The sequence below is a fragment of the Pseudomonas sp. MF6747 genome (genome assembly GCF_963890955.1).
In the GTDB taxonomy this organism is placed as follows: Bacteria; Pseudomonadota; Gammaproteobacteria; order Pseudomonadales; family Pseudomonadaceae; genus Aquipseudomonas.
In genome coordinates, this window is the sequence record NZ_CAWPSZ010000023.1 from 325,159 (window position 1) to 341,818 (window position 16,660).

At 62.5% G+C, this 16,660-nt stretch carries 15 protein-coding genes; 8 read left to right on the forward strand and 7 right to left on the reverse strand.

The genetic code is table 11. The features are described 5' to 3' along the window. Window positions 1-77 precede the first annotated feature (77 nt). A complete protein-coding gene (locus tag AACW30_RS20430; protein WP_106576970.1) occupies window positions 78-677 on the reverse strand; it encodes a class I SAM-dependent methyltransferase in 600 nt (199 codons plus the stop codon). A 215-nt stretch (window positions 678-892) separates the two neighbouring features. Beyond that, window positions 893-2,263 (reverse strand): glutamine synthetase family protein, encoded by a 1,371-nt coding sequence (locus tag AACW30_RS20435; RefSeq protein WP_200623250.1) that lies wholly within the window; start codon window positions 2,261-2,263, stop codon window positions 893-895. Window positions 2,264-2,665: 402 nt separating this feature from the next. Between AACW30_RS20435 and AACW30_RS20440 the strand changes: the two genes are divergently transcribed. Then, complete coding sequence (locus AACW30_RS20440; RefSeq protein WP_169368485.1) at window positions 2,666-3,439, forward strand: transporter substrate-binding domain-containing protein; 774 nt, start codon at window positions 2,666-2,668, stop codon at window positions 3,437-3,439. 51 nt (window positions 3,440-3,490) lie between these two features. Beyond that, a complete protein-coding gene (locus AACW30_RS20445) occupies window positions 3,491-4,327 on the forward strand; it encodes a cache domain-containing protein (protein WP_200623254.1) in 837 nt (278 codons plus the stop codon). A gap of 132 nt (window positions 4,328-4,459) precedes the next feature. On the opposite strand, the gene AACW30_RS20450 is transcribed toward AACW30_RS20445, so the two are convergent. Together AACW30_RS20450 and pobA are read right to left on the reverse strand one after the other, a co-directional pair. Further along, window positions 4,460-5,977 carry an MDR family MFS transporter gene (locus tag AACW30_RS20450; RefSeq protein WP_200623256.1) on the reverse strand — a complete coding sequence of 506 codons (1,518 nt, stop codon included), beginning with the start codon at window positions 5,975-5,977 and terminating at the stop codon, window positions 4,460-4,462. Window positions 5,978-6,044: 67 nt separating this feature from the next. Then, window positions 6,045-7,238 carry a 4-hydroxybenzoate 3-monooxygenase gene (pobA, locus tag AACW30_RS20455; protein ID WP_200623258.1) on the reverse strand — a complete coding sequence of 398 codons (1,194 nt, stop codon included), beginning with the start codon at window positions 7,236-7,238 and terminating at the stop codon, window positions 6,045-6,047. A 180-nt stretch (window positions 7,239-7,418) separates the two neighbouring features. Between pobA and AACW30_RS20460 the strand changes: the two genes are divergently transcribed. Next, window positions 7,419-8,303 (forward strand): helix-turn-helix domain-containing protein, encoded by an 885-nt coding sequence (locus AACW30_RS20460; protein ID WP_106576975.1) that lies wholly within the window; start codon window positions 7,419-7,421, stop codon window positions 8,301-8,303. Here the strand turns inward: AACW30_RS20460 and AACW30_RS20465 are convergent. Together AACW30_RS20465 and AACW30_RS20470 are read right to left on the reverse strand one after the other, a co-directional pair. Next, a complete protein-coding gene (locus AACW30_RS20465; RefSeq protein ID WP_164487913.1) occupies window positions 8,296-8,472 on the reverse strand; it encodes a hypothetical protein in 177 nt (58 codons plus the stop codon). The genes AACW30_RS20460 and AACW30_RS20465 overlap by 8 nt on opposite strands. Before the next feature lie 99 nt (window positions 8,473-8,571). Then, the gene (locus AACW30_RS20470; protein WP_124416694.1) at window positions 8,572-9,477 is read right to left on the reverse strand and encodes a LysR family transcriptional regulator; all 906 of its coding nucleotides are present in this window, start codon (window positions 9,475-9,477) and stop codon (window positions 8,572-8,574) included. 104 nt (window positions 9,478-9,581) lie between these two features. On the opposite strand from AACW30_RS20470, the gene AACW30_RS20475 reads away from it, so the two are divergent. Continuing rightward, a complete protein-coding gene (locus AACW30_RS20475) occupies window positions 9,582-10,448 on the forward strand; it encodes an MBL fold metallo-hydrolase (protein ID WP_200623259.1) in 867 nt (288 codons plus the stop codon). A 32-nt stretch (window positions 10,449-10,480) separates the two neighbouring features. Further along, window positions 10,481-11,095 (forward strand): NAD(P)-dependent oxidoreductase, encoded by a 615-nt coding sequence (locus AACW30_RS20480; RefSeq protein WP_119739127.1) that lies wholly within the window; start codon window positions 10,481-10,483, stop codon window positions 11,093-11,095. 135 nt (window positions 11,096-11,230) lie between these two features. Here AACW30_RS20480 and AACW30_RS20485 read toward each other — a convergent pair whose 3' ends face one another. Beyond that, window positions 11,231-12,103: a LysR substrate-binding domain-containing protein gene (locus AACW30_RS20485; protein WP_124416691.1), complete on the reverse strand. Its 873-nt coding sequence runs from the start codon at window positions 12,101-12,103 to the stop codon at window positions 11,231-11,233. Between the two features lie 110 nt (window positions 12,104-12,213). On the opposite strand from AACW30_RS20485, the gene AACW30_RS20490 reads away from it, so the two are divergent. The 3 genes from AACW30_RS20490 (at window position 12,214) to AACW30_RS20500 (ending at window position 16,611) form a co-directional block, all read left to right on the forward strand. Next, window positions 12,214-13,839, forward strand: coding sequence for a 5-guanidino-2-oxopentanoate decarboxylase (locus tag AACW30_RS20490; RefSeq protein ID WP_200623260.1), 1,626 nt, complete (start codon window positions 12,214-12,216; stop codon window positions 13,837-13,839). Continuing rightward, on the forward strand, window positions 13,836-15,278 hold the full coding sequence (locus AACW30_RS20495; protein WP_200623263.1) for an aldehyde dehydrogenase family protein: 1,443 nt from the start codon (window positions 13,836-13,838) through the stop codon (window positions 15,276-15,278). Before AACW30_RS20490 ends, AACW30_RS20495 begins: the two co-directional genes overlap by 4 nt. A gap of 145 nt (window positions 15,279-15,423) precedes the next feature. Continuing rightward, entirely contained in the window at window positions 15,424-16,611 is a 1,188-nt protein-coding gene (locus tag AACW30_RS20500) for a cyanate transporter (RefSeq protein WP_200623265.1), read from the forward strand. Window positions 16,612-16,660: the final 49 nt, after the last annotated feature.

Genomic DNA, 16,660 nt, shown 5'->3' on the forward strand with positions numbered 1-16,660 from the left:
CGCTTGCGAGCATCCGCAGTGCACACGCCTTCATGAAAACTCCGACAAGAGAGGAAGAATAGTCCGACGGGCGGGAGTTAGCTTCTCTTACGCAATACGTAAACCCGCCACAGCTTGGAGCCCGGCAGGAATTCCTGATGGTTGAGTATTTTGAAACCGGCCTGGCGAAACTCGCCCTCGACAGGCGCAGGTGCGTCCACGGAAACGATCACGGTGTCGCGGCTGACCCGATGGAACTCGCGCAGCAGCGCCAAACGCCCTTCACTGCTGGGTACATGGCGAAACAGTTCCATGCAGAAAATGCAGTCCACCGCATTGGCCGACAAGCCGATGGAAAACGCTGATCCCTGGAAGGTTTTGACGCGTTTGAGCAGTGCCGCCGGGTGATGAGTGCGCGCATGGTCGAGCATGGCCTGGGAGTTGTCGGAGGCCAGAATCACGCGGTTGATATGTTCTGCCAACACCGGCCAGAACCGGCCGGAGCCGCAGGCCAGGTCGAGGATCAGCCCAGGTTCGCCAGCCACTTTCAATGCCTGGCGCACCAACCGCTCATCGCGCCACGCTGCCACGCGCTGGCGCAGGCGTGGCGGGCGTGTGTCGCCGCAGACCCTGGCATGCTCGCGGTCACAGCGCTCGGTGAACTCAATCTCGATGGAGGAAGGTGGTTGTGACGACATCACGGGCTCATGTGTGTGGAACGGTAGTGAACGACCTTGAACCGCAGCTTACCCACTGCAACGTGAAAAAAAGGTCGAAGCCGTCACGGCCACCCAACACCCAAAATCCATTGTGGGCGTTGTCGAGCTTGAGCGAGGCTACGAGGGCGGTGGGCCAGGCAACCATCCCTGGCTGACACACCGCTATCGCGGGCAAGCCCGGCTCCCAGGGTGGATTACGCTTGGTGCAGATACCAGCGCCAATCCTGCTCGCCTACCTCGCCCATGAACTGGCGATATTCGGCACGCTTCACCGCCAGGTACACACCCAGGAACTCAGTGCCAAACGCATCCCGCGCCCAGCTTGACTCTTCAAGCGCACGCAGAGTCGTGAGCCAGTCGGTGGGCAGCAAATGTTTGGCCTGCGCGTAGCCGTTGCCTTCCACCGGCGCGCCGGGATCGCGTTGCTCACGGATACCGCGATGGATACCCGCCAGGATTGCGGCGGCAGCCAGGTAAGGGTTGGCGTCGGCACCGCAGATCCGGTGCTCGATGTGTCGGGAATTGGCCGGCCCGCCCGGCACGCGCAGGCTCACGGTGCGGTTGTCCACGCCCCACGTGGCGGCCAGCGGTGCGTAGCTGTTGGTCTGGAAGCGGCGATAGGAGTTGGCGTTGGGGCAGAACATCAGCAACGAATCGAGCAAGGTGCTGAGCATGCCGCCCACGGCCTGACGCAGCAGCGGCGTGCCGTCGGCGGCCTCACTGGCGAACAGGTTATTGCCGTGGGCATCCGCCAGGCTGACGTGCATGTGCATGCCGGTGCCCGCCAGGTCGTCGAACGGCTTGGCCATGAAGCAGGCGGTCATCCCGTGTTTATGCGCCACGCCCTTGACCAGGCGCTTGTAGCGCACGGCTTCGTCCATGGCCTGCAAGGCATCGGCGCGATGTTCCAGGGTGATTTCAACCTGGCCCGGGGCGTATTCGGAGATTGCCGTGCGCGCCGGAATGCCTTGCAGTTTGCACGCGCTATAAAGGTCGGCGAGAAACGGCTCGATCTGCTCCAGCTCGCGCAGGCCATACACCTGGGTCGAGCGCGGGCGATTGCCGTCCACATCCCGCGCCGGTTGTGGGCGGCCATTGCTGTCGGGTTTCTGGTCGAGCAGGTAAAACTCCAGCTCCGCCGCCATCACCGGGTAGTAACCGTCGGCTTTCAGCCCGTCGATGACCTTGGCGAGCAAATGCCGCGGGTCGGCCACGGTGGCGGGCATGCCCTCGGTGGGGTGCATGCTCACTTGCACGGCGGCCGTGGGAATCAGGCGCCATGGCATGCGCTGCAGGCTCCCGCTGATCGGGTAGGCGCGGCAGTCGATGTCACCGACTTCCCACACCAGCCCGGAGTTTTCCACGTCATCGCCATTAATCGTCAGGCCAAGGATGGTACTGGGCAACGGCCGGCCACTTTCGTACACCGCCAGCAGCTCATCGCGGTGCAGCAATTTGCCGCGCGGCACGCCGTTGTTGTCGAGGATAAACAGCTCGAACATCTCGATGTCCGGGTGCTGTTCAAGGAAAGATCGGGCTTCTTGCAGGCAGGCGAAATCACTCATGGCAAGTCTCATACGTTTGCGTCAGGCAGGAACATAGGCAACGCGCGCAGGGGCGCCTGGTCTATGGGGGAGATCAACGTAGGAGAGCGGTATCCGGAGGGCGTGCGTGTCGGCAGTGGAACAAGGCCCAGAAGGCCAGCTCGGAAGGAAGGGCCTCGACAACCGCGGTACGGCTGGGCACTAAAGCGCCAGGCAATGTCGCGGGATGAGTGTCGGGGGAACCGTCCATGCGGGATTCACAGTGAGGTAGATGCCCGGCAGCGTCACACGCCTGCACAGGGTGGTTAAATTCAGCGTTGATGGAGTTTGGTTGCAGCTTGGCTAAACATTCACGCCGCTTGCTACCTCGGCGCGCTCCTGGAAATAATGGCCGCCCCGATCATGCCCCAAGGACTCGACCGCATGAAAGCTCCCCTGGCCCTGTGTGTATTGGCGAGTTTGGCAACCACCGCCCTGGCCGATACCGCGCCCTCGCGCCTCGATGAGGTGCTGCAACGCGGCACGCTCACCGTTTGCACCACCGGCGATTACAAGCCTTACACTTCGCTGCGCGCCGATGGCCGTTATGAAGGCATCGACATTGCCATGGCCGAGTCGCTGGCCAAAAGCCTGAATGCGACGATCACGTGGGTGCCCACCACCTGGAAAACCCTGATGCCGGACTTCCTGGCCCAGCGCTGTGACATCGCGGTGGGCGGGATTTCGGTGTCGCTGGAGCGCCAGAAAAAGGCCTTCTTCAGCCAGGCGCTGGGTGTGGACGGCAAGATCCCGTTGGTGCGTTGCGCCGATGTGCAGCGCTACCAGAGCGTCGAGCAGATCAACCAGCCGCAGGTGCGGGTGATCGAGCCGGCCGGCGGCACCAACGAAGTGTTTGCCCGCACTCACCTGGGCCAGGCGCAGATCCGCCTGCATGACAACGTGACCATCTTCGACGAGTTGCTGGCGGGCAAGGCGGACGTGATGATCACCGACGCCAGCGAGGCGCGCTTCCAGCAAAAGCTCAAGCCGGGATTGTGCGCGGTCAACCCGCAGCAGCAGATGCAGTACAGCGAAAAGGCCTTCCTGCTGCCCCGCGATGATGTGGCGTGGAAAAGCTATGTCGACCAGTGGTTGCACTTGAGCGTCGCTACCGGGGCGTACGACGCCATTGTCAATCAATGGCTGGCGGCGCCCTGAGCCGCAGCCGTCTACGCTGTGGTCACATCAAACAATAACGAGGGATGAGTAATGAAGGGATTGCTCCGAATCACCTGGCTGCTGCTGTTGTGTTGCAGCCAGGTGCACGCGGCCACTCAGGAGGAGGACGCCCACGCCGCCAAGACGCTGCTGACCAAGGCCCTGACCTATTACCAGAGCAACGGCGACAAGGCGTTTGCTGCGTTCAGTCGCCAAGGGGAGTTTGTCGACCATGACCGTTATGTGTTTGTGGTCGACACCCAGGGCGTGTTGCTGGCCAGTGGCGGGCCCTCCTCGGCCTTGATCGGCCGCGATGTGTCCGAGTTGCTCGGGCCTGACTTGCAAGCCTCATTCAAACAAGCGCTGGCGGTGCCCGAAGGCCAGGGCATCCAGCAGGCCGATTATCGCTGGCAGAACTGGAACGACGGCAAGGTTGAGCACAAGCACGTGTTTTATCAGCGGATCGGCGAGCGGATTCTGGCCGTCGGCTATTACCTGCCACGCGCCACGCCAGAGCAGGCTCGCGCTTTGCGCGACAAGGCGGTGAAAGCACTGGTCAAGGATGAAGCCGGCACGCTCAAGGCGATCAATTCGTTGCAGGGCGACTTCCTGCAGGATGACCTGTACGTGTTCGTGGTCGACCTGAATACCGGGCGCTATGTGGCCCACGGCACCAACCTGCGGCTGGTGGACACCGACTTCGCCAAGATCAGGGACCCGGACGGCAAGCCGGTGGGCGAGCCGATTTTGAAGCTGATGGCCGAGCAGGATCAGGGTGAGTACAAGTACCGCTGGAAAAACCCGGTGACCGACAAGGTCGAGAACAAACACGCGTATGTGCGCAAGGCCGGGCATTTCATGGTGGCGGTCGGGTATTACAGCCCCTGATCAGCATTGAAATGCAGTCACCTGGGGGAGCTGGCTTGCCTGCGAAAGCGGTGGGTCAGTTTGCATAGCCGGCACTGATACACCGCTTTCGCAGGCACGCCTGCTCCCACAGCTTGATCATCATCGGGTCAGTTACTTGGCCTTGTCTTCACGCCCACGCAGCACTCGGTTTGGCATCGCAATCGCCGCCGCCAACCCCAGCAACGACACCGCCGCACTCACCATCAGCAAGTGCCGGAACGTCACCGCCAACTCCCCGCGCAGGGCATCCTGCGACGGGCCGGGCGCGGCGTTCAAGCCGTCCAGCAAGACGTTGCCGGAACTGCCTTCGGCCACCAGCGCGCCGCTGGCCAAATGCGCAAAGCTCGAATCCTGCAACAGCGCCAGCAACAAGGCCGACATGCAGGCCACGCCAACGGCCCCGCCCAGGGAGCGAAACAGGTTGGTGGTGCTGGTCGCCACGCCAATGTCGCGCTGCTCGACCGAATTCTGCGTTCCCACCAGCGACGTCGGAAACTGCATCCCCGCCGCAATCCCACACAGCAACATGAACACCGCCGTCATCCCGACCGCCTGCGGCGCACTGTAGGCCATGCCCAGAATCGCGAACGGGCTCAGCAACGCCCCGCTCAGAATCATGGGCTTGTAGCGCCCGGTCACCGAGGTCATGCGCCCGGCAAAATAAGCCCCCACCGGCAGGCCGAACGCCAGCGGCAGCAGGTGCAGCGCGGCGCTGTCCGCGCCCGAACCGGTCACCGTCTGATACCGCAGCGGCATCAACACCGTCAGGGAAATCGCCTGAAAACTGGTGAAAAAAATCGTGCACCAGCACAACACGGCGCTGCGATTGGCGAACAGATGCATCGGCAGCAAAGGCTCGCGCGCGCGGCGTTCATGCCAGACAAACACCGTCAGCGCCACGCCCGCACACACCAGCAGCCCGAGCACTTGCTGGTCGCGCCAATGATGGCCCTGGCCGATTTCGGTGATGCCCAGCAGCAAAGCCGTGAGGCCGATGATCATCAGCAAGGTGCCGACATAATCGATGATCGGCTTGCGCTGCGGCACCGGCAACCCGACCAGCGTGCGATGCGCCACATACCAGGCGCCAGCGCCCAGCGGCAGGTTGATCAGAAATACCCAACGCCAGGACAGATATTCGGTCATGTACCCGCCAAGCACCGGCCCGGCCACGCTGGCCACCGCGTACATGCTGCTGAAATAACCCTGATAACGCCCGCGCTCGCGCGGTGGAATGATGTCACCAATGATCGCCTGGCTCACCGAGATCATCCCGCCGGCACCGATGCCCTGCAGAATGCGCGCCAGCACCAGTTGCTCCATGTTTTGCGCCATGGCGCAAAACAGCGACGCCAGCGTGAACACGCCCATGCCGATCAGCATCATCGGGCGACGCCCGTACAAGTCACCGAGCTTGCCGTAAATCGGCACCGCCACCGTCATCGCCACCATGTAGCCGGAGATCACCCAGGCCAGCAGGTTGACGTCATGGAACTGCGCGGAAATGGCCGGCATGGACACGGCGACGATGGTCTGGTCCAGCGCGCCGAGGAAGATCGCCATCATCAAGGCGGCGAGCACACTGCGCACGGCGGGAACGGGTTGGGTGGGCTGGTTGAGGTTGGTCACGGCAGAACCTTCGAGCAAGGCCCACGGGGCAGAAAGGGCCCGCGGGAATGCTCGATACGATAGCAGGCTACTCGATAGCTTCGTAAGCAAGCCCGACGTAATTTTCTGCAATGGTTGTGCGCCCTGCCTGCGAATCGACGAAATATGCCAGCTCACTCTCGGCGATGCGCTGGCTGAAGCCATCCGCGTCCGCAAACTGGTGCAGCATGGAGGTCATCCACCAGGAAAACCGCTCGGCCTTCCACACCCGGCGCAGGCAGATCGCCGAGTATTGCTGCAATAAGTCCACGCGCCCCTCGCGATACACCTTGAGCAGGATGCGAAACAGCGTATTCACGTCACTGGCCGCCAGGTTCAACCCCTTGGCCCCGGTCGGCGGCACGATATGCGCCGCATCCCCGAGCAGGAACAGGCGCCCGTATTGCATCGGCTCCACCACAAAGCTGCGCAGCGGCGCGATGCTTTTCTCGATGGACGGCCCGGTCACCAACTGTGCGGCCAAGGCGCTGGGCAGGCGGGTTTTCAGCTCATCCCAGAAACGCTCATCCGACCATTCATCCAGCGCCGTTTCAGCCGGCACTTGCAGGTAATAACGGCTGCGGGTCGGCGAACGCATGCTGCACAGCGCAAAGCCGCGCGGATGCTTGGCGTAGACCAGTTCGGCATGCACCGGTGGCGTGTCGGCGAGGATGCCCAGCCAACCAAAAGGGTAAATGCGCTCGAAAACCTTTAACGAATCAGCCGGAATGGATTGGCGCGCCACGCCGTGGAAACCATCACAGCCGGCAATGTAGTCGCACTCCAGACGAAAGGCTTCGCCCTGATGCTCGAAGGTCAGCCACGGTCGATCACTTTTCAGGTCATGGGGCTGCACGTTGTGCGCTTCGTACAGCGTGAGGGCGCCGGCGGCTTCGCGCGCTTGCATCAGGTCGCGGGTCACTTCGGTCTGGCCGTAGATCATCACCGACTGGCCGCCGGTCAAGCCCTTGAGGTCGATATGGCTGAGCTGGCCATTGAGCGCCAGCTCGAAACCGTCATGCACCAAGCCTTCGGCGTCCATGCGCTGGCTCACACCGGCTTCGCGCAGCAGGTCGACCATGCCTTGTTCCAGCACCCCGGCACGGATGCGGCCTTGCACGTAATCGGCACGCTGGCGCTCTAGCACCAGGGTCTGGATACCCGCGTTGTGCAGCAGTTGACCGAGCAACAGTCCGGAGGGACCGGCGCCAATAATGGCGACTTGGGTTTTCAGCGTTTTCATTATTTTTAGGGTCCGCGAGGCTCATCCGAACGGATAAGGTGAAAGAGTTGTCATTGATCTTGTTGCTGACATTTTTCACTTGAGTGACCGCCATAAGAAGGTGAAAACTGAGACAAAGCCTGCGCTTTTTGCCAATCGGGGCGATTACCGAACCACTATCCTGAGTATCGGATTGAAACCATGACCAAAACTGCCAGTACCGCGATTCCGGTCTTCAAGCTTTACGGGGAAAGCCAGCAATGGCCAACGCCCGATTTGTTGCACTGTGAAACCATTTCCCGGCGCAGTCGGGAATACCAGTGGGAAATCCAGCCCCACCGGCACGCGGACTTGTGCCAGTTGTTGTACGTGCATAAAGGTCAGGCGCAACTGGAAATCGAAGGTCAGCGCACCACACTCAACGAGGCGACCTTGCAGGTGCTGCCGCCCTTGTGTGTGCATGGGTTTCGGTTTGCCGAAGATGTCGAAGGGTTCATCGTCACGCTGTCAGCGCCGCTGGTCAGCCATTTGCAGGCGCAGCTGGGCTCGGCGGTGGACGGCTTGCAAGCCCTGGGCAACTACCCGGCAGGCAAGGACAGCGACTACCTCAATAGCCTGTTTGCGCGCTTGCAAGATGAATACGCCGATGAGCAACCGGCGCGCGACATGATGATGCACGCGTTGGTCAGCGTGCTGCTGGTGTGGATCAGCCGCCAGGCCATCCAGCGCCGCCACGCGCGCGCGCCTCGAGGGCGTGAATATTTCCGGCGCTTTACCCAACTGGTCGAACAGCATTACCGCGAGCACCCCAAGATCGAAGACCTGGCCCACAAGCTGGGCATCTCGGTCTCACACTTGAACGGCACGTGTCGGGAATTGGGTGGGCAACCTGCGCTGCAGATCATGCATGACCGCCAGTTGCTGGAAGCCAAGCGCCTGCTGACTTACACCAGCATGACCATCAATGAGATGTCGCAGGTGCTGGGGTTTTCCGACCCGACCAACTTCTCGCGACTGTTTCGTCGGCGGGTCGGGTTTTCGCCCAAAGCGTTCCGCGAGCAGTTGAAGGCCGAACAGCCTACCTGAGCGCGCTGAAACTGCCGGTACGCGGCAGGCACATGTCCTGATGGCAACTGACCGCAAAGGTCGGCTGCATGCGGGTTTGTTCAACCCGATAGGCAGCCGTGCCGTACAGCGCGGTAGCCAGGGCGCACAGGATGAAAATCATCAGGTACTTTCTGATTTTTAGAGTCATGGCACACCTCTGAACGGATCGACTCGGTGCTGTTTAAAGCATAGGTCAGTCAGCAAGAGTTGCCATTATTGGACGCCATTCAACATCTTTATGTCGGCTTCAAAGGCCGACATCCCACACCGGCTCCTCAGGAAAGCGCAGCACCAGAAAATCCAGCAGGCTGCGCAGCGCCAACGGCATGTGCTTGCGCGAGGCGTACACCGCGTAGACATTCATTTGCTGGGGCTCTGCCTCGGGCAGCAAACGGATCAGTTCGCCACTGCGGATGTAATCCCCCGCCTGATAACTGGGAAGCCGCGCCACCCCTGCCCCCGCCAACGTCACCCGTAACAGGGCGGTCGCCTCGTTAGCGCTGATATTGCCCTGCACCGCCACCGACACTGGCTCAGCGTTTTCTGTGAAATGCCACAGGCTTTTGCCGAAGTAGGTGTGCGTCAGGCAGTTGTGCTTCGCCAGATCGTGCACGTGCTGCGGGCGCGGATGTTCCAGCAGGTACGCCGGGGACGCGCAAATGACCGAGCGGCAGAGCGTCAGCTTGCGAGCGATCAGGTTGGGGTCCAGCTCAAAACTAGTGCGAATCGCCAGGTCGATCCGCTCATCCACCAGGTTTACCGTACGGTCGAGCATCTGCAGATCGATACTGACCAACGGGTTGCGCTTGACGAACTCGGCCACGGCGTCCGCCAATTGCGCCTGGCCGAATGAGCTGCTGACACTCAGCCGTAGCTGGCCGCGCGGCGCTTCGTCCGGCTCGCTGACGGCCGCCTGCATGTCGTTGCACAACTCCAGCATCTGCCGCGCTCGGGGCAGCATTTCGCTGCCCGCTGCGGTGAGACTGAGCTTGCGCGTGGTGCGATGCATCAGCCGCGCGCCCACCCAATCCTCAAGCTCCGCCAGATAACGTGAAACGACCGGCCGCGACAGGTCCAGTTGATCCGCAGCCGCCGACTGGCTTCCCAGGTCAACGACCGTGACAAACACCCGCATTGCTTGAAGACGATCCATGATTTGCACGCTTTTGGAAACAAACTATGTTCAAGCATGGCATTTTTTGTGACGTTTAGTGCAACTAAGCTCTGTGCATCCCTTATCTGCCGCTGGAGTTGCACATGATCTCGACGCTTAAACGATTGGCCACGGCCATGGCCGCCCTGGCGTTCGCCGCCCATGCCGCGGCGGCCGATCTGACGCTGGACGCTTATAACCCTGGCACCTCGGCAATGATGCCCGTCAGCTCGGTACTGGTCAGCGGCGAGCACGACGTCATTTTGGTGAACGCGCAATTCGGCAATGCCCAAGCCGAGCAACTGGTGACAAAGATTCGCGCCAGCGGCAAGCGCCTGACCACCATCTACGTCAGTGACGGCGACCCGGATTACTACTTCGGCCTCGACGTCCTGACGCAGGCATTCCCCGCCGCCAAGGTGGTAGCCACCCAGCCGGTGGTTGACCATATCAAGGCCACCGCCGAGCAGAAACTCGCGTTCTGGGGCCCTAAGCTGGGTGCCGACAAACCGGCCAAAGCCATCATCCCGCAGGTGCTCCAAGGCCATAGCCTGACCCTGGAAGGCAAGACGCTGGAAGTGGTCGGCCTGGACGGCCCGCAGCCGGACCGCACGTTTGTGTGGATTCCATCGATCAAGGCCGTGGTGGGCGGCGTTGTGGTCTTCGAGAACACCCACGTGTGGATGGCCGATACGCAAACCGCTCAGTCCCACGCCGACTGGCTGGCAACCTTGCAACGCATCGAAGACTTGAAACCGCGCACCGTGATTCCAGGTCATTACCTGGGTACGCCGACTGTGCAGTCCGTGGCATTCACCGCGGGCTATATCAAAGCGTTCGATGAGGAAACCGCCAAGGCCAAGGATTCGACTGCGCTGATCGCGGCCATGAAAAAACGTTACCCGAAACTTGAAGATGAGAGCAGCCTGGAACTCGGTGCCAAAGTCGCCAAGGGCGAAATGAAGTGGTGAATGGTTTAAACCTTAACGTACTGGAGAACGTCATGAGCAAGATCGCAATCATTGGTGCCACCGGCCGCGCCGGTAGCCAACTGCTGGAAGAAGCGCTGCGTCGTGGGCATACCGTCACCGCCATTGCGCGTAATACCGGCACGCTGGCCGCACGCCCGGGCGTCACCGTCAAACAGGTCGACGCCCTGGATGCCAACGCCCTGCAACAGGCTGTCAGCGGCAACGACGTGGTGATCAGTGCGGCGCACTTCGCCACACTGCCGGCCAGTGCCGTGATCGGCCCGGTGAAGAGCGCCGGGGTGAAACGCCTGCTGGTGGTCGGCGGTGCAGGTTCATTGTTGTTGCCGGATGGCAGCCGAGTCATCGACAGCCCTGGCTTCCCGGCAGAGTACAAGGCCGAAGCCAGTGCAGGCGCTGAATTTCTTGATGCGCTGCGTCAGGAAAAAGAGCTGGACTGGACCTTTCTGTCGCCGTCGGCGGAGTTCGTTGAGACTGAGCGCACCGGCAAATTCCGTGTCGGCCAGGATGACTTGCTGGTGAGCGCTGAAGGGCGTAGCTGGATCAGCTTTGCTGACTACGCGATTGCGTTGATCGACGAGGTTGAGTCGCCGAAGCACTCGCGCCAGCGTTTCACCGTCGGCTACTGAACCGACACGGTTAAAACTGTGGGAGCTGGCTTGCCTGCGATAGCATCACCGCGGCATGACTGACACACCGAGGTGCCTGCATCGCAGGCAAGCCCGCTCCCACACAAGCCTCCTCCCACATTCGGGTCTTCGGTGTTACGACGGTTGTGCCTGGCTTACCAACCACTCCATCAAGGCGACTAATCCAGTAGACGGCTCAATCCCCGGCGGATACACCAGGTAATACCCCATCCCCGTCGGCACGCGCAGTTCAAACGGTGTCGCCAACCGCCCCGCTTTCACATCCTCGCCAATCAACGCGCTGTCGCCTATCGCCACTCCCGAGCCCTGGGACGCCACCGTCATTGCCAGGTCCAGCGTTTCAAAATGATGCCCCTGGGCCAGGTTGCTCAAGCGTGTATTCGCAGCCTTCAGCCACAACGCCCAATCGCGCTCGTCCCGCGTGGGGTGCAGCAGCACCTGTCGCTGCAAATCAGCCGGTGTGTGCAGGCTGGCCAGCAACGCCGGCGCGCAGACCGGGGTGAGTTGTTCATCGAATAAATGCCGCGCCTGCGCCGACTGCTCGGCGATGGGCGCATAGATCACCGCCGCGTCGAATTGCTCGCGACGAAAGTCCACGGTGTAGGCCACCGTGGTGGTGAGTTCCACCGGCACGTCCGGGCGCTCCTGTTGCCACTGCATCAGGCGCGGCAGCAGCCAGCGCATTACGCAGGTGGAGGCCTTGAGTTGCAGGGTCTGGCGGCGGCTGCCGATCTGCTCCACCGCGTCACCGATCAAGCCAAACACCTGCTGCGCCCGCAGCGACCACTCGCGCCCTTCTTCGGTCAGGCTCAAGCCCCGCGCCTGGCGCTGGAACAAGGCATAGCCCAAATGGTTTTCGAGCCCGGCAATCTGCCGGCTCACCGCACCTTGGGTAATGTGCAGTTGCTCGGCGGCGCGGGTGAAGTTGCAGCACTGGGCCGTGACCCAGAAGGTGTGCAGCGCGGGCAGCGGTGGCAAGCGTTTCATCGGGCGCAGCCATGACGTGGGGACATGGCTAGTATGACTTTTTATCGATTGTTGGCGCTACCGGCCAGCCGCTCCAATAGCGCCTCGAATCCATAACAAGAGCGACATGTATGGCGACCTGCGGCGAAGTATTGGTCAACCTCCTGGAACGCTACGGCGTAGACCAGGTGTTCGGCATTCCCGGCGTGCACACCGTGGAGTTGTACCGTGGCCTGGCGCGCTCGAGCATCCGCCACGTCACCCCGCGCCACGAACAGGGCGCAGGCTTCATGGCCGACGGCTATGCACGCACCCGCGGTAAACCTGGCGTGTGTTTCATCATCACCGGCCCCGGCATGACCAACATCACCACCGCCATGGGCCAGGCCTATGCCGACTCGATCCCGATGCTGGTGATTTCCAGTGTGCAATCGCGCAGCCAATTGGGTGGCGGGCGCGGCAAGCTGCATGAGCTGGCGAATCAGAGCGCGATGATCGCGGGCGTGGCGGCGTTCTCGCACACCTTGATGTCGGCGGCGGAGTTGCCTGGCGTGCTGGCGCGCGCGTTTGCGCTGTTCCAGGCCGGTCGACCGCGCCCGGTGCACATCGAGATTCCGCTGGATGTATTGGTCGAAAACGCCGATGCCCTGCTCGGCAGCGAGCCGGTCAGCGTGGCGCGCGCCGGTGCCGCGCCGGCGGCGGTGAAGCAGATGAGCCAGTGGCTGGCGGCAGCAAAACGCCCGCTGATCCTGGCCGGCGGCGGCGCCATCGAGGCGGCCGCCGAATTGACGCGCCTGGCCGAACGGCTGGGTGCACCGGTGGCCCTGACCATCAACGCCAAAGGCATGCTGCCGGCCGCGCACCCGTTGCTGATCGGCTCGACCCAGACGCTGGTCGCCACCCGCGCCCTGGTCGCCGAAGCCGATGTGGTGCTGGCCATCGGCACCGAGCTGGCGGAAACCGATTACGACGTGACCTTCGCCGGGGGTTTCGAGATTCCCGGCACGCTGCTGCGCATCGATATCGACCCCGACCAGACCGTGCGCAATTACCCGCCTCAGGTCGCACTGGTGGCCGATGCGCAGATCGCAGCCCAAGCCTTGTTGGCCGCGCTGGACGCCCAGGTATCGGGCGATCGCGCCCCCGACTGGGGCAGCGCACGCGTCGCACGTCTGTGGGCTGAATTGACGCCCACCTGGGACGCCGCCACCCGCGCGCAAACCCTGTTTCTCAACACCGTGCTGGCGCAACTGCCCGGCGCCGTGCTGGTGGGCGACTCCACCCAACCGGTGTACAGCGGCAACCTGACGCTGAACCTCGACCACCCACGCCGCTGGTTCAATTCCTCCACCGGCTACGGCACCTTGGGCTACGCCCTGCCCGCAGCGATTGGCGCCTGGCTGGGACGCGGCGACGGGCAACCGGTGGTGTGCCTGATCGGCGACGGTGGCCTGCAATTCAGCCTGCCGGAACTGGCCAGCGCGGTCGAGGCGCGCGTGCCGGTCATCGTGCTGCTGTGGAATAACCAGGGTTACGAGGAGATCAAGAAGTACATGCTCAACCGCGCCATCGAGCCGGTCGGTGTGGACATCTACACCCCGGACTTTATCGGTGTGGCCAAAGCCTTGGGCTGCGCCGCCGAGAGCATTCAGGGTATCGCGCAGCTGCGCACGGCATTGCGCGCCGCCGCTGATCGCCAGGGACCGACGCTGATAGAAATCGACCAGGGGCTGTGGATGCAGGAGGTAGCGGTATGAACGCAGTATTGGACGGTGTGTACATTGCAGGCGAATGGCGCGCAGGCCATGACGTTATCGAGGTGATCAACCCCGCCACCGAAGCCACCCTGGCCCACGTCAGCGTCGGCGACGCGAGCACCGTGGCCCACGCGGTGGCGGCGGCCAGCGCGGCGTTCATCGACTGGTCGAAAAGCACCGGCCGTGACCGCGGCGCCGTGCTGCGTAAGATCGCCCAAGGCGTGAGCGCCCAGCGCGACCAGCTGATGCAGTTGCAGTCGAGCAACAATGGCAAGCCGCTGTTTGAGGCCGGCATTGATGTGGACGATGTGATCGCCACCTTCGACTACTACGCCGGCATGTGCGACGACATGGACGCCACGCAAGACCGCCCGGTGGCACTGCCCGGCGAGGACTTCAGCGCACGCCTGCGCCGTGAGCCCTGTGGTGTGGTCGGGCTGATTGTGCCGTGGAATTTCCCGATGGTGACCACCGCCTGGAAGCTCGCCCCGGCCCTGGCGGCCGGATGTTGCGTGGTGCTCAAGCCATCGGAAGTCACGCCGTTGGCAGAGTTGCAACTGGCGCAAATTATTGCCCAGGCAGGGCTGCCGGCGGGTGTGTTCAACCTGGTCTGCGGCACGGGCCTGGCGGTTGGCGCACCGCTGGCCGCAGACCGCCGCGTGGCGAAGATTTCCTTCACCGGCAGTAACGCCGTCGGCGTGCAAGTGATGCAGCGCGCGGCAGAAACCATCAAGGGTGTAAGCCTTGAGCTGGGCGGTAAATCCGCGTTGCTGGTGCTCGCGGACGCCGACCTTGACCTGGCGGTGGAGCTGGCCTGTGGGGGTGGCTTTTTCAACGCCGGGCAGATGTGTTCGGCCACCAGCCGCGTGCTGGTGGCTGACAGCCTGGCGGACGCGTTCCTGCAGCGTTTGCAGACACGGGCCGAGGGGATTCGCGTGGCAGACCCGTTTGCCGATGAGGTGCAAATGGGCGCTTTGATCAACCGTGCGCAGTATCAGCGAGTGCTGGGGCATATTCAGCGTGGCATCGCAGACGGCGCGCGTTTGCTGTGCGGTGGTGAACGACCGGCCGACCTGGCGAAGGGCTATTTCATTCGCCCGACCGTGTTTACCGATGTGCCGTTGAACAGCGCGTTGTGGAACGAGGAGATCTTCGGCCCGGTGCTGTGTGTCCGACGTTTTACCACTGCCGAGGAAGCCATTGCCCTGGCCAATGACAGCGATTTCGGCCTGGTCGCCAGTGTGGTGAGCGCCGATGTCGACACCGCCGAACGCGTGGCCAACGCCTTGCAGGCCGGGCTTGTGTGGATTAACGCACCGCAGGTGATCTTCCCGCAAACGGCGTGGGGTGGTTACAAGCAGAGCAGCATCGGCCGCGAGTTGGGCCCGTGGGGCTTGGCGGCGTTTCAGGAGATCAAACATGTGATCCGCGCCCTCTAGCGACGCAGGTCCCTCGTGGGTGCTGGCTTGCCTGCGCCTACATGTTTGATCACCTGCAATTTTTAGATAGCCCCAACGACTTTCTGATTTGCTCCCCTACCCCCCTGCGTGGCCTGATTCGCCCTTGTCTCTTCAAGGTCCACCCATGGAAAACGTTCGCGCAACGCCCGCCACCGCTGTCTGGCTGATGATCAGCGTCGTACTGGTCGCCCTTAACCTGCGCCCGTCGATGGCCGCCGTCGGTCCACTGTTGTCATCGATTCGCGGCGATGTGCCGTTGAGTTTCAGCAGCGCCGCGCTGCTGACCATGCTGCCGGTCATGGCCATGGGCCTGGCGATGTTCTTTGGCATGGGCCTGGGTAAACGCGTGGGCGAGCACCGCAGCATTGTGCTGTCACTGCTGGTGATTGGCTTGGCCACGCTGTCGCGGCTGTTTGTGGATTCGGCGTCGGCGTTGATCGTCAGCGCCATCGCTGCCGGCGTCGGTATCGCGATGATCCAGGCGTTGATGCCGGCGCTGATCAAGACGCGCTTCAGCGCCAACGTCTCGCTGTTCATGGGCCTGTACGTCACCGCCATCATGGGGGGCGCGGCACTGGCCGCTTCGTTTGCGCCGCTCGTGCAGGTGCAGACCGGCAGCTGGCGTATGGGCCTGGCCATCTGGGCGGCGCTTGCGGTATTGGCGCTGGTGTTCTGGTACGCCCAGCGTTCGGCAATGCCGCCACTGCCCCAGGCCGGTGCCGGCGCGCAGGAATCGTTTTTCGGCAATCGTCGCGCATGGTTGTTGGCGATTTTTTTCGGCCTCGGCACCGCCGCCTACACCTGCGTACTGGCGTGGCTGGCGCCGTACTACGTGGAGCAAGGCTGGAGCGAACAACAGGCCGGCCTGCTGCTGGGGTTCTTGACCGCCATGGAAGTCGTGTCCGGCCTGATCACCCCGGCCATCGCCAACCGCCGTGAGGACAAACGCGGGGTAGTTGCGGTGTTGCTGGTGCTGATCATCTGCGGTTTTTGCGGCCTTATTCTCAGCCCTCAATACCTGAGCCTGCTGTGGCCTTGCCTGCTGGGCCTGGGCATTGGCGGTCTGTTTCCGATGAGCCTGATCCTGTCCCTCGACCACTTGGACAACCCGCGCCGCGCCGGCGGCCTGACTGCGTTTGTGCAAGGCATCGGCTACCTGATTGCTGGCTTGTCGCCACTTATTGCCGGGATGATCCGCGACCAACTCGGCAGCTTCGAATGGGCCTGGTGGTCACTGACCGCCGTGATTGGGGTGATGCTGCTGATCGTCACGCGTTTCAATCCTAAGCATTACGCACGACATATCCGCTGACGTCGTATTGCCAACATTTTTTGTCCCACACCAAACATAGAAACGCCCT